Source organism: Ensifer sp. LC163, assembly GCF_001695855.1.
Taxonomy (GTDB): domain Bacteria; phylum Pseudomonadota; class Alphaproteobacteria; order Rhizobiales; family Rhizobiaceae; genus Ensifer.
Genome location: NZ_MBSS01000006.1, coordinates 89,396 through 101,557 on the forward strand (window position 1 = coordinate 89,396; position 12,162 = coordinate 101,557).

Sequence of the window (12,162 nt, forward strand, 5' to 3'; positions counted from 1 at the left end):
AGTGTTACAGCGTCCTTAGCGCGTCATGTTTGACGCGCGGCGCTGTAAAGCATGCCGCACAAAAGTGCGGAGCGGTTTTGCGACAACGGCATGCATGCTTTAGTAAATACCGTTCGGGAAATAGCGCAGGTAGATCTCGTCCAGCCTACCGCTGCGCGAAAGTGCCAGCAAGGCATGGTCGATCGCCTGCGTCAGCGCCGGCTCAGCCTTGCGGTTCATGATCGTCAGGCCCTCGCCAAGGAAACGCTGTGAGAAATAGGCGCCGTCGATGAGCGAGCAGCAGCCGGCAGCCGCGCTGCCGGACACCCAGAAGGAAAGCTGCATGCCGTCGGAAAAGACCGCCGGCACCTCGCCCTTTTGCAGGGCGGCGAGCATCGCATCGCGATCTGGAAAGACCTTGGCTTCCAGCTTGGGGAAGAAGGCCCTGAACATCACCTCATGCGTGGTGCCGGAAACAACGCCGACCGGCTTGCCCTTTAGGCCCGTGGGATCGGGGACGGCACCGGCCGCCTTGGTGTTGACGGCGAAGCGCGCCGGAAGCCGCATGAAGGGCCGCGAGAAGCCGAAGCGCTGACGCAGCTCCGGGCTGACGGCAATACCGGCGGCGACCGCCTCCCCCTGCCCCTCTTCCAGTGCCGGCAGCAGCTCGGCATAGGTCACCGCCTGGATCTGGCATTTGGCTTCGATATCGAGCTCGCGGCAGATCTCGCGCACCAGGTCGACATGGAAGCCCGAAAGCTTGCCCGATTGGTCGATGAAGTTGAACGGCGGGAAATCCACCGTGGTCAGGAACCGCAGGCGGGCAAGGCCGGTCAGATCCGGCTTGGCAATGCGCTCGCGCGCGTCGAACAGATTGGGCAGATCCTTGGGCTGGGCGGCGAGCGAGCCCGCCATCAGATACACGCACAGAGCCAGCAGTCGATGGATTTTCATGGGCAGTGGCCAGCGCGTCTCTTGGGTGTTGCGGCACGGCCTGTGCGGCCGCAGATGATTCATGGTCGATTGGAAGATTAGCCGGATGGAACCGGGCTGGCTACTGGCTTCGGCGCCCTGCGGTTCGAACCGTCGCCCTCAGGAGTGCCGGTTCAAAACCCGGTGGGCTGATCTCGAAGAAAAAAGTGGAGCGGGTGATCGGGATCGAACCGACGACATCAAGCTTGGGAAGCTGGCGTTCTACCACTGAACTACACCCGCAGCGCTTCGGAAACTTCCTCAACCGCGTGCATCTGTCAAGGACCGTTGCGCCGCGTCGCCGCGCAACGGTCCTTTTTCTGTTACTCCGCGTGGAAATGCTTGGAGAGCTTGAGGCCCTGCGCCTGATAATTGGAACCAAGGCCGAGCCCGTAAAGCCCCTCCGGACGCTCCAGCATGTGCTCATAGACCAACCGGCCGACAATCTGGCCATGTTCCAGGATGAAGGGAACCTCGTGGCTGCGCACTTCGAGCACGGCCCGGCTGCCGCTGCCGCCGGCGGAGGCATGGCCGAAGCCCGGGTCGAAGAAGCCGGCATAATGCACGCGGAATTCGCCGACCAACGGATCGAACGGCGTCATCTCGGCGGCGTAGAGCGGCGGAACATGCACGGCTTCGCGCGAAACGAGAATGTAGAACTCGTCGGGATCGAGGATCAGCTCGTCGCGGCCGCGGCTGTAGAGCGGCTCCCAGAAGTCGAACACGGCGTGCTGCGCCTTCTTGTCGACATCGACGACTGCGGTGTGGTGCTTGCCGCGGTAGCCGATCAGCCCGTCCGGGCCGGTGCCCTTGAGATCGATCGACAGGGCGATCCCGCCGCCGCTGACATTGGGCTTGTCGCTCGCAACCAGCACATCGCTTTCATGCAGCGCCAGCAGTTCCTGTTCGGAGAGAAGCGACTGGCCGGTGCGGAAACGGATCTGCGACAGCCGCGAACCACGCCGCACGACGATCGGGAAGGTGCGCGGACTGATTTCGAGATAGAGCGGCCCGCGATATCCCGCCGGGATCTTGTCGAACTCCTGGGCGCGATCGGTGATGACGCGGGTGAAGATGTCGAGGCGGCCGGTGGAGCTTTTCGGGTTCGCCGAAGCCGACATGGTCTCCGGCAGGTCGAGGCTTTCCATCAGCGGCACGATATAGACGCAGCCGGTCTCCAGCACGGCGCCGTCGGAGAGATCGACGACATGCAGCTTCAGCCGGTCGAGCTTGTCGGCAACGAGGTGAGCCGGGCCTGGCATGAAGCTCGCGCGCACGCGAAATGCCTTGGCGCCAAGGCGCAGGTCGAGGCTTGCCGGCTGGATCTGATCTTGATCCAGCGCCTTTTCGCTTTTCAAGCGTCCGGTCGCAAACAGCGCGGCGATCGCGCGGTCGGCCAAAATCCCAGTCTCGCGGCCCATTTCGATCCTCTTTTCAGTTGCGAGACAAAACCAAACTCCAGGAATTGACGCAAGCGCACCCAAGCAGTATTGGAGCTTTATCCCGTGGTGATTTGGCCGGTCGGCTTGCAGCCACGTTAAACAAGTAGCTAAAAAGGCCGGGTATCAAACCGGCCCTTCACGCGGCCGGTTTTTTTTGTTTTTGAAGGTGACCGTCACATGAGCAAAAACTGGCGCCCGGCAACCCAACTCGTCCACGGCGGAACGACCCGCTCCCAGCACGGCGAGACCTCCGAGGCGATCTTCCTCACCCAGGGCTTCGTCTACGAGACGTCCGAGGCCGCGGAAGCGCGCTTCAAGGGCGAGACCGAAGGCTTCATCTATGCCCGTTACGGCAGCCCCACCAACGACATGTTCGAAAAGCGCATGTGCATGCTCGAAGGCGCCGAAGATGCGCGCGCCACGGCATCGGGCATGGCCGCCGTCGCTGCCGCCATTTTATGCCAGCTGAAGGCCGGCGACCACATCGTTGCCGCCCGCGCCCTCTTCGGCTCCTGCCGCTGGGTGGTCGAGACGCTGGCGCCGAAATACGGCATCGAATGCACCCTGGTCGACGGCCGCGATCTCGCCAACTGGGAAAAGGCAATCCAGAAGAACACCAAGGTCTTCTTCCTGGAAAGCCCGACCAACCCGACGCTCGAAGTGATCGACATTGCCGGCGTGTCCAAGCTCGCCAACCAGATTGGCGCCAAGGTGGTGGTCGACAACGTCTTCGCCACGCCGCTCTTCCAGAAGCCGCTGGAGCTCGGCGCACATATCGTCGTCTACTCCGCCACCAAGCATATCGACGGCCAGGGCCGTTGCCTCGGCGGCGTGGTTCTGTCCGACAAGGACTGGATCAACGAGCACCTGCACGACTACTTCCGCCACACCGGCCCGGCGATGTCGCCGTTCAACGCCTGGACGTTGCTGAAGGGCATCGAGACGCTGCCGCTACGCGTCAAGCAGCAGACCGAGAACGCCCGCCGCGTCGCCGACTTCCTTGCCGAGCAGCCGCAGGTCGCTAAGGTGATCTATCCCGGCCGCAAGGACCACCCGCAGGCCGACATCATCGCCAAGCAGATGACCGGCGGCTCGACCCTCGTCGCCTTCGAACTCAAGGGTGGCAAGGACGCGGCCTTCGCGCTGCAGAACGCGCTTCAGATCGCCCGCATCTCCAACAATCTCGGCGATTCCAAGAGCCTGATCACGCATCCGGCGACGACGACGCACAAGAACCTGACGGACGAGGCCCGCGACGAGCTCGGTATTTCGGCCGGCACCGTGCGTTTCTCGGCCGGCATCGAGGACAGCGACGACATCGTCGAGGACTTCGCCCGCGCGCTGAAGGCCGTCAAGGCCTGACACCAAACAAGTACGGCCGCCCCGAGATCGGTGGCGGCCGCTACGGCGTGTCGCGAAATTGCATCCGCGCAAGAACGATGCGCGACAGCGCCGTGTAAAGGCAAACGAGCGCAAACAGCGCCGCCAGCACCGGAAACCACGTCGGGAACAGGCAGAAGGTCAGGAAGACGACAATCGTCTCCGTCGCCTCCGCGAGCCCCGTGGTGAAGTAGAGCGATTTTGATCCCCGCACATCCGTCGTCATCGATCGCTTCTCGGCCATGACGGCATAGGCGAGGAAACTCGATCCATTGACGTAGAACGAGAAGAGCAGCAGCCCGCCGGCAAGACCATTGCCTTGAGGATCGGCGACGATGAAGCCGAGCGGGATGGCGCCGTAGAAGACGAAATCGAGCACGATGTCGAGGAAACCGCCGAAATCGGTCTTGCGTGTCGCTCGCGCCACCGCGCCGTCAAGACCATCGCAAAGCCGACTGGCAACGATGACGGCGGCCGCTGCAAGATAATATTGCCCGGCAATCAGGAGGGCGGCAACGAGGCCGAGCGCGAGGCCGGTCATCGTGACTGCATTGGCGCTGACACCTCTTCGGGCGAGCGCCGCACCCAGCCGATCCAGCCTCGGACCCAGGCGTTTTCTCACCGCGCCATCAAGCATAGGCCTCGCCTTCCCGCAGCTTGGTCGCGGACGCCTGCAATCCTGCCGTTATTCTTGACGAAACCATATTGCTGTAGAATACCCTGAAAGACTTGAAACAAGGTGTTGCCCATGTATCGCGCGCTCACTCGCGACATAGAAGTTACGGTGGAGCCGTACTATCTGGAAGAGCAATCTGACCCGGATGACAGCCGCTACGTCTGGGGCTACCGCATCGTCATCTCCAACCACTCGGCCGAGACGGTTCGGCTGATGACGCGCTACTGGCACATCACCGACGAGAACGGCCAGGTGGACGAGGTCAGCGGCCCCGGCGTCATCGGCGAGCAACCATTGCTGAACCCGGGCGACACCTACGAATACTCCTCCGGATGCCCGTTGGATACGCCCTCGGGCGTGATGTTCGGCCACTACAGCATGGAATCGGAAGGTGGGGAAACCTTCAAAGTGGCCATCCCCGCCTTCTCGCTCGATTCGCCAGGGCTCGTTCGAACCCTGAATTGAGGTGCCTTATACCAACCTGCGCTGATATTGACCTCTTGCGTGGGACCGTGTGCGGTCATCCGGCAAGGAGCGGACCTGAGAGCGATGCCTTGGCATCGGTCGAGGATTGCGACGCTGCCGGTGGCCGACACACGGCCCACCCGAAGGGCCGGGCGCTTTTGGCCTCCGGACGGCGTCGATAATCCTCACCGGACCGCTTGGGTCCGGTTGCGGTTTTCTCCTTGCCGGAAACCAAAATCGCTCCGGCGCAAGAGGTCAATATCAGCGCAGGTTGGTATCACTGCTGGCGGACTTCGCCTGCCTCGAAGCGATAGGTGGTCGAGCAGAACTCGCACGTCACCTTGATCAGGCCGTCTTCGATCGTGCTCTCGATATCGTCGGCATGCAGCCCGGTCAGCACCGAACGGATCTTTTCGCGCGAGCAGCTGCAGCGATCATATACCGCCTGCGGCTGGTAAACGCGAACGCCGCGCTCATGGAACAGCCGATAGAGCAGACGTTCCGTACCGACCATGGGGTCGGTCAGCTCGTCGGCATCAATCGTCTCGACCATGACCTTGGCTTCCGCCCAGAGATCATCCTCGTCGAAGAGGTGCTCGTTGTCGTCGCTGTCGCTGTCGCCACCTGAGAGATCCGGCTGGCGCATGCGCTCCGGCGCATCCGGCAGGAACTGCGCGACCATGCCGCCGGCACGCCAGCGATGGCGGGGCTTGCCGTTCTCGTCGCGGTCGAGCAGTTCGGCGACGCCAAGGCGTACCTTGGTCGGGATCTGTTCCGACTGGCGGAAGTAGACGCCGGCGATTTCCTCGAGCGTGGCGCCATCGAGCGCAACGATGCCCTGATAGCGCTGGGTATGGGCGCCCTGATCGATGGTGAAGGCGAGAACGCCCTTGCCGAGCAGCTCGTGCGATTGTGTGCGTCCGTCCTTCAGGGCTTCAGCCAACGCTTCCTCATTGAAGCGGGCATAGGCGCGCACCCGATCGGGCGTGGCAAAATCGGCAACCACGAGATCGACCGGACCGTCGCCCTTCGTCTGAACGATAAGCTTGCCTTCGAACTTCAGCGACGTGCCGAGCAACACGGTCAGCACGACGGTCTCGGCAACGAGCCGAGCGACCGGAAGCGGATAGTTGTGGCGCTCAAGGATTGCATCGAGCATCGGGCCGAGCTGAACGGCACGGCCACGCACATCGAGGCCTTCCACCTGGAAGGGCACGACATGGTCGTCACCGGCAAAATCGAATTCGCCAAGTCCTGGTGCCATCTCAGTCATCTGCTGCTCCTTACGTCACCGGAGAAGGCCGCGCAGAGGACATAAACATCCCCCGGCGCGGCCTGCCCGTACCCTATTTGATCCCGCCAGAAACGGATTTGTCCAGCAGGCATGTGCCGTCTTGCCGGCCACCATGCGCTGCCTGTCGTCAGGTTGCGTCCGTTGTTTCCACCACGGAACGTCCCGCATGCGGCCTAAATCGGGTCGCATGCCGGTAATTTCAATAGGCAGACGCGCCGATCAGACGAGCCCCATGCACCAGGCGATGATCGACTTCTGCGCATGCAGCCTGTTTTCGGCCTCGTCGAACACCACCGACTGCGGGCCGTCGATGACCTCGTCGGTCACCTCCTCACCGCGGTGTGCCGGCAGGCAGTGCATGAACAGCGCGTCCGGCGACGCGTGCTTCATCAACGCTTCGTTGACCTGGAACGGCTGGAAGACATTGTGGCCGCGGGCGCGATGCTCCTGGTTCATGGAGATCCAAGTGTCGGTGACGACGCAATGGGCACCGGCAACGGCCTGTTCGGCCTCATGGCAAAGCAGGATCTCGCCGCCATTGTTGCGCGCCCAGTTGAGGATCTTGTCATGCGGCTCGGAGCCGAGCGGCACCGCCATGTTCATGCGGTAGCCGAAACGGGCCGAGCCCTCGATCAGCGAGTGAAGCACGTTGTTGCCGTCACCGGTCCAAGCGATGGTCTTGCCCTTCACCGGTCCGCGGTGTTCCTCGAAGGTCATGATGTCGGCCATGATCTGGCAGGGATGGGTGTCGTCGGTCAGGCCGTTGATGACCGGCACCGTTGCGTGTTCGGCCAACTCGAGAAGGCGGCGATGGTCGGTCGTGCGGATCATGATCGCATCTACGTAGCGCGACAGCACCTTGGCGGTGTCGCCGATGGTCTCGGCGCGACCGAGCTGCATCTCGGTGCCCGAGAGAAACAGGGTTTCGCCGCCGAGTTGGCGCATGCCGACATCGAAGGAGACGCGCGTACGGGTGGAGGGCTTTTCGAAGATCATCGCCAGCATCTTGCCGGCGAGCGGCTTCGCGGCGGTTCCAGCCTTGGTCGCCGTCTTTCGCACGCGTGCGTCGTCAATAATCGTGCGCAGATCCGCCGCCGTCATGGCCGAAAGATCGATGAAGTGTCTTGTGCCTGCCATCGTACTCAATTCCTGTCCTCAGAATGGCCCCTGAAGCACGACCGGTGTCGAAGAGCACGATAGACGCTTCGACACCTCGGATTCGCGCATGGACCCTTGGGAAAATCGCTGCCGATCTCCCGGTTCAAAAACTAGGCTGCGGCGGTGCCGCTGCTGCTTCTCACGGCTTCGGCCGCGCGCTCGATCCGTGCCAGGCCTTCGCGCGCTTCCTCGGCGGTCACCGTCAGCGGCGGCAGCAGGCGCAGCACGTTCTCACCGGCGGGAACGGCCAACAGCTTCTCCGCCCGGATCGCCTTCAGGAGATCGGCCGAAGGGCCTTTCGCCTTGATGCCGAGCATCAGCCCGTCGCCGCGGATGTCCTCGATCACATCGGGGAACCGGTCCTTCAGCGAGGCGAGACCCTGGCGGAAGACCAGCGCGACGTCGCGAACCTGCTCCAGGAAGCCGTCGGCCAGGATGACGTCGAGCACGGCGTTGCCGACCGCCATGGCGAGCGGGTTGCCGCCGTAGGTGGAGCCGTGCGTACCGGCAACCATGCCGGCCGCCGCCTCTTCGGTCGCAAGGCAGGCGCCGAGCGGGAAGCCACCGCCGATCCCCTTGGCGACAGCCATGATATCGGGACGGATGCCGGCCCATTCATAGGCGAACAGCTTGCCGGTGCGGCCGACACCGGACTGGACCTCGTCGAGGATCAACAGCAGGCCGAACTCGTCGCAAAGCGCGCGCAGTTCCTGCATGAACTCCTTGGTGGCCGGGCGGATGCCGCCCTCGCCCTGGATCGGCTCGATCAGGATCGCCGCCGTCTCGTCGGTAATCGCATCCTTGACCGCCGCGATGTCGCCGAACGGAACCTGGTAGAAACCCGGAGCCTTCGGGCCGAAGCCTTCGATGTACTTCTGCTGACCGCCGGCGGCGATGGTCGCGATCGTGCGTCCGTGGAAGGCGCCCTCGAAGGTGATGACGTGGAACTTCTCCGGATTGCCCTTGGCAAAATGGTAGCGGCGGGCGGTCTTGATCGCGCATTCGAGTGCTTCGGCGCCCGAATTGGTGAAGAACACACGGTCGGCGAAAGTGACGGCCGTCAGCCGGCGCGCCAGGCTCTCCTGGCCTGGAACCTCATAGAGGTTGGACAGGTGCCAGACCTTCTCGGCCTGCGCCTTCAAAGCCTCGACCAGATGCGGATGGGCATGGCCAAGCGAGTTGACGGCGACGCCGGCGGCGAAGTCGAGATAGCGCGAGCCGTCTTCGGCGATCAGCCAGACGCCCTCTCCTCGCTCGAAACGCAACGGCGCACGCATGTAGGTGTCGTAAAGCGGCGTGGTTGCAGTCATGGCGAGCCTCTCCTTCATTGCTATCGGCATCGATCCGAGCCCGTGTCGAGCGCGGCAAAAAATTAAAAATGCCGCCTTGCGGCGGCGCAGGCACTATTCCTATTTCGCAGCGCAATGTCAACAAAACCAAGCCTTGCAGTGCGGTCGGACGGGTCTGATCCATGCGACGAAAAAAACGCGCGGCGGGGCTTGCAAAAATGCAACGCCCACCGAGCAAGTTGGGGAAAACTAGGAAATCGATTCGGCGTGATTCCCGGGACTCTTGCCACGGAGTCCGCCCGTCAGTAGGTTAACGTTCAATTACTAGACGCATGCGGCGGACCTAGTCACCAAAAGTGTTATCGCGTTGCAGCTCCGGAGCTTTTCCGGAGCGTGGTGAGAGATTCTGCCATCGCCAACGCTGAGAACGGAGAGTGCAGAAATGAACTGGACTGACGAGCGGGTGGAAAAACTGAAGAAGCTTTGGTCCGAGGGCCTGAGCGCGAGCCAGATCGCAGCGCAGCTCGGCGGCGTCAGCCGCAATGCGGTCATAGGCAAGGTTCACCGACTGAGCCTGCCCGGCAGGGCCAAGGCTGGCGGAACCACCGCCGCGACCCGGCCGAAGCAGCGCCCGACCTCGGCGCCGCGCGCTCCGAACTACGCGTCGCGCGTCACCACCCGCACGGTTACCCGTTCGGCCGGCGCAACCGTCCTCAAGGAAGAGGTCGAAGTCGATCTCGTCGCTGAACAGGACTTCCATATCCAGACGAATGTGGTCGTGCCGATGTCGCGCCGCCTGGAGCTGACGCAATTGACCGAGCGCACCTGCAAGTGGCCGATCGGCGACCCGCTGAAGGAAGAGTTCCACTTCTGCGGCAACGACTCCCCGGAAGCTTCGCCCTATTGCAGCTTCCATGCACGGCTCGCCTACCAGCCTTCCGCCGAGCGCCGCCGCGCTCGCTAAAGCTACCGAGAACAACGCATGAAAAAGGGGCCAACCGGCCCCTTTTTTAGTGACTGATTGGATGGCTCAGCTTTCGAGCGAGTACCCGGCACCGCGAACGGTGCGAATGACATCCGGCATGCTCGAGAAGTTCAGCGCCTTGCGAAGGCGGCCGACATGCACATCCACCGTGCGTTCGTCGACATAGATATCGTGGCCCCAGACGCCATCCAGAAGCTGCGACCGCGAGAAGACCCGGCCCGGGGAAGACATCAGGAATTCGAGCAGGCGGAATTCCGTCGGGCCGAGACGGACCTCGCGGCTGCGGCGATGGACGCGGTGCGTCTCGCGGTCGAGCTCGATATCGCCGCAACGAAGCAGCGTCGAAAGGACCTCGGGCTTGGCGCGTCGCAGCATCGCCTTGACGCGGGCCATCAGCTCCGGCGTCGAGAACGGCTTGACGACATAGTCGTCGGCGCCGGTAGCAAGGCCGCGAACCCGCTCGCTCTCCTCGCCGCGCGCCGTCAGCATGATGATCGGCAGGCGCTCGGTTTCCGGGCGCTGACGCAGCCGGCGGCAAAGTTCGATACCGGACACCCCCGGCAGCATCCAGTCGAGAATCAAGAGATCCGGCAGGCGCTCCTGCAGGCGGATCTCGGCCTCGTCGCCGCGCAGGATCGTATCGACATCGAACCCTTCGGCTTCGAGATTATACCGCAGCAGGACACTCAGCGCCTCTTCGTCTTCGACAACGGCGATTTTCGGCAACATCAGGTAACGTCTCCTTACCCAGAGCGTCTCGCGTTCGGTCGAACGGGCAGAGATGCTCGAACATACAGCATCTGGAGCACTCCGCGCGCTTTCAAAGGCACGCGCGAAACGAATAGCTTCAGACGCGACAAAGCAGGGCCGCAACCAAGGCTGCGACCGGAGCAGGTTCATAAGCAGTCACTCGAACGAGTCTGGGTCTCAGTCCTTTACGGCACCCAGCGTCGACGTATTGTCATCCTTCGGACGCTCGCCTTCCGGCTGGGCGCCCGTCGCCATGTAATAAATCGTCTCGGCGATGTTGGTGGCGTGGTCACCGATACGCTCGATGTTCTTGGCGCAGAACAAAAGATGCGTGCAGGGCGTGATGTTGCGCGGATCTTCCATCATGTAGGTCAGCAGCTCGCGGAACAGCGAGGTGTAGATCGCATCGATCTCCTCGTCGCGCTCGCGAATGCTGTTGGCCTTCTCCGGCGAGCGGGAGGCGTAGACGTCGAGGACTTCCTTGAGCTGCACGAGCGCGAGCTCGGCCAGGTGCTCGAGACCGCGCGCAAGCTTGCGCGGGATGCCGGAGCCGGCAACGGCAATGACGCGCTTGGCGTTGTTCTTGCCGAGGTCGCCGACACGCTCGAGATCGGACGCGATGCGGATCGACCCCATGATCTCGCGCAGGTCGGCGGCAACCGGCTGGCGCTTGGCGATGGTGATGATCGCCTTTTCGCCGATCTGGCGTTCGGCCTCATCGAGGATGGCGTCGTCGGAGATCACCTTCTGCGCCAATGCGAGGTCGGAATTGACCAGCGCGCGAACGGATTCGCCCACCATCTGCTCGGCAAGGCCGCCCATCTCGGAGATGCGGCGCGTGAGATATTTCAGTTCTTCGTCGTAGGCGGACATTATGTGCATGGACATAGTCTTCGATCCTTGCGGGCGCGTTCAGGAAACGGATTGAAGGGGTGCTTCGGCCATCAACCGAACCGGCCCATGATGTAGTCCTGGGTACGCTGGTCATCCGGATTGGTGAACATCTTGTCGGTGTCGTTCTCCTCGACGAGATTGCCGAGGTGGAACATCGCGGTGCGCTGCGATACACGCGCCGCCTGCTGCATCGAGTGGGTGACGATCACGATCGTGAAGTTCGTGCGCAGTTCGTGGATCAGTTCCTCGACCTTGGCGGTCGCGATCGGATCGAGCGCCGAACAGGGCTCATCCATCAGGATCACTTCAGGGCTGACGGCAACGGCGCGCGCAATGCACAGGCGCTGCTGCTGGCCACCCGAAAGCCCGGTGCCCGGCTCGTGCAGTCGGTCCTTCACCTCGTTGAAGAGGCCGGCCTTCTGCAGGCTGGTCTCGACGACTTCGTCGAAATCGGCCTTCGTGCGGGCAAGCCCGTGAATACGCGGGCCGTAGGCGACGTTGTCGTAGATCGACTTCGGAAAAGGGTTCGGCTTCTGGAACACCATGCCGACGCGGGCACGCAGTTCCACGACGTCGATCGCCGGGTCGTAGATATCGTCCTCATCGAGCGTGATCTTGCCGGTGACGCGGCAGTTCTCGATGGTGTCGTTCATGCGGTTCAGCGTGCGCAGGAAGGTCGACTTGCCGCAGCCCGAAGGGCCGATCAGAGCCGTAACCGTGTTCTCGCGGATGTTGAGGTTGACGTCGAAAAGCGCGCGCTTGTCGCCGTAGTAAACCGACACATCCTTGCCGATCATCTTGTAGGGCACAGTGTTCATTTTCTGATCCAAGGCCTTCTCGACTGCAGCTTCTGACATGATGTTCATAGTAATTACCTC

The 12,162-nt window shown here is 62.6% G+C and carries 12 protein-coding genes, 1 tRNA gene and 1 riboswitch; of the genes, 3 read left to right on the top strand and 10 right to left on the bottom strand.

The window, feature by feature from the left end:
- Positions 1–99 precede the first annotated feature (99 nt).
- The 3 genes from BC360_RS06305 to BC360_RS06315 all read right to left on the bottom strand — a co-directional run bounded on the left by BC360_RS06305 (position 100) and on the right by BC360_RS06315 (position 2,372).
- Positions 100–933 (bottom strand): transporter substrate-binding domain-containing protein, encoded by an 834-nt coding sequence (locus tag BC360_RS06305; RefSeq protein ID WP_065781378.1) that lies wholly within the window; start codon positions 931–933, stop codon positions 100–102.
- A gap of 186 nt (positions 934–1,119) precedes the next feature.
- Positions 1,120–1,194, bottom strand: a tRNA-Gly gene (locus BC360_RS06310).
- Positions 1,195–1,274: 80 nt separating this feature from the next.
- Entirely contained in the window at positions 1,275–2,372 is a 1,098-nt protein-coding gene (locus BC360_RS06315) for a 2'-deoxycytidine 5'-triphosphate deaminase (protein WP_065781379.1), read from the bottom strand.
- Between the two features lie 74 nt (positions 2,373–2,446).
- Positions 2,447–2,525: riboswitch (SAM riboswitch) on the top strand.
- Between the two features lie 45 nt (positions 2,526–2,570).
- Between BC360_RS06315 and BC360_RS06320 the strand changes: the two genes are divergently transcribed.
- Complete coding sequence (locus tag BC360_RS06320; RefSeq protein WP_065781380.1) at positions 2,571–3,755, top strand: O-succinylhomoserine sulfhydrylase; 1,185 nt, start codon at positions 2,571–2,573, stop codon at positions 3,753–3,755.
- Positions 3,756–3,795: 40 nt separating this feature from the next.
- On the opposite strand, the gene BC360_RS06325 is transcribed toward BC360_RS06320, so the two are convergent.
- Positions 3,796–4,410, bottom strand: coding sequence for a CDP-alcohol phosphatidyltransferase family protein (locus BC360_RS06325; RefSeq protein WP_065794637.1), 615 nt, complete (start codon positions 4,408–4,410; stop codon positions 3,796–3,798).
- Positions 4,411–4,521: 111 nt separating this feature from the next.
- Here BC360_RS06325 and apaG point away from each other — a divergent pair, with 111 nt between their 5' ends.
- Positions 4,522–4,914 carry a Co2+/Mg2+ efflux protein ApaG gene (gene apaG / locus BC360_RS06330; RefSeq protein WP_053248785.1) on the top strand — a complete coding sequence of 131 codons (393 nt, stop codon included), beginning with the start codon at positions 4,522–4,524 and terminating at the stop codon, positions 4,912–4,914.
- A gap of 277 nt (positions 4,915–5,191) precedes the next feature.
- Here the strand turns inward: apaG and BC360_RS06335 are convergent, their stop codons facing one another.
- The 3 genes from BC360_RS06335 to BC360_RS06345 all read right to left on the bottom strand — a co-directional run bounded on the left by BC360_RS06335 (position 5,192) and on the right by BC360_RS06345 (position 8,676).
- Entirely contained in the window at positions 5,192–6,187 is a 996-nt protein-coding gene (locus tag BC360_RS06335) for an Hsp33 family molecular chaperone (RefSeq protein WP_065781382.1), read from the bottom strand.
- Positions 6,188–6,427: 240 nt separating this feature from the next.
- Positions 6,428–7,345: an ornithine carbamoyltransferase gene (argF, locus tag BC360_RS06340; protein ID WP_065781383.1), complete on the bottom strand. Its 918-nt coding sequence runs from the start codon at positions 7,343–7,345 to the stop codon at positions 6,428–6,430.
- 131 nt (positions 7,346–7,476) lie between these two features.
- Positions 7,477–8,676 (bottom strand): aspartate aminotransferase family protein, encoded by a 1,200-nt coding sequence (locus BC360_RS06345; protein ID WP_065781384.1) that lies wholly within the window; start codon positions 8,674–8,676, stop codon positions 7,477–7,479.
- Positions 8,677–9,097: 421 nt separating this feature from the next.
- On the opposite strand from BC360_RS06345, the gene BC360_RS06350 reads away from it, so the two are divergent.
- A complete protein-coding gene (locus tag BC360_RS06350) occupies positions 9,098–9,619 on the top strand; it encodes a GcrA family cell cycle regulator (RefSeq protein WP_065781385.1) in 522 nt (173 codons plus the stop codon).
- A gap of 66 nt (positions 9,620–9,685) precedes the next feature.
- Here BC360_RS06350 and phoB read toward each other — a convergent pair whose 3' ends face one another.
- From phoB to pstB, 3 genes are all read right to left on the bottom strand, one after another.
- Positions 9,686–10,369: a phosphate regulon transcriptional regulator PhoB gene (phoB, locus tag BC360_RS06355; protein WP_065794638.1), complete on the bottom strand. Its 684-nt coding sequence runs from the start codon at positions 10,367–10,369 to the stop codon at positions 9,686–9,688.
- Positions 10,370–10,567: 198 nt separating this feature from the next.
- Positions 10,568–11,278, bottom strand: a complete 711-nt coding sequence (phoU, locus tag BC360_RS06360) for a phosphate signaling complex protein PhoU (protein ID WP_065781386.1) — start codon at positions 11,276–11,278, stop codon at positions 10,568–10,570.
- A 56-nt stretch (positions 11,279–11,334) separates the two neighbouring features.
- Complete coding sequence (gene pstB / locus BC360_RS06365; protein ID WP_065781387.1) at positions 11,335–12,150, bottom strand: phosphate ABC transporter ATP-binding protein PstB; 816 nt, start codon at positions 12,148–12,150, stop codon at positions 11,335–11,337.
- Positions 12,151–12,162: the final 12 nt, after the last annotated feature.

Coding starts and splice junctions, on each gene's coding strand:
- phoB (WP_065794638.1), bottom strand. CDS start 10,369: ATGTTGCCGAAAATCGCCGTTGTCGAAGACGAAGAGGCGCTGAGTGTC.
- apaG (WP_053248785.1), top strand. CDS start 4,522: ATGTATCGCGCGCTCACTCGCGACATAGAAGTTACGGTGGAGCCGTAC.
- argF (WP_065781383.1), bottom strand. CDS start 7,345: ATGGCAGGCACAAGACACTTCATCGATCTTTCGGCCATGACGGCGGCG.
- BC360_RS06325 (WP_065794637.1), bottom strand. CDS start 4,410: ATGCTTGATGGCGCGGTGAGAAAACGCCTGGGTCCGAGGCTGGATCGG.
- pstB (WP_065781387.1), bottom strand. CDS start 12,150: ATGAACATCATGTCAGAAGCTGCAGTCGAGAAGGCCTTGGATCAGAAA.
- BC360_RS06320 (WP_065781380.1), top strand. CDS start 2,571: ATGAGCAAAAACTGGCGCCCGGCAACCCAACTCGTCCACGGCGGAACG.
- BC360_RS06335 (WP_065781382.1), bottom strand. CDS start 6,187: ATGACTGAGATGGCACCAGGACTTGGCGAATTCGATTTTGCCGGTGAC.
- BC360_RS06345 (WP_065781384.1), bottom strand. CDS start 8,676: ATGACTGCAACCACGCCGCTTTACGACACCTACATGCGTGCGCCGTTG.
- BC360_RS06315 (WP_065781379.1), bottom strand. CDS start 2,372: ATGGGCCGCGAGACTGGGATTTTGGCCGACCGCGCGATCGCCGCGCTG.
- BC360_RS06350 (WP_065781385.1), top strand. CDS start 9,098: ATGAACTGGACTGACGAGCGGGTGGAAAAACTGAAGAAGCTTTGGTCC.
- BC360_RS06305 (WP_065781378.1), bottom strand. CDS start 933: ATGAAAATCCATCGACTGCTGGCTCTGTGCGTGTATCTGATGGCGGGC.
- phoU (WP_065781386.1), bottom strand. CDS start 11,278: ATGTCCATGCACATAATGTCCGCCTACGACGAAGAACTGAAATATCTC.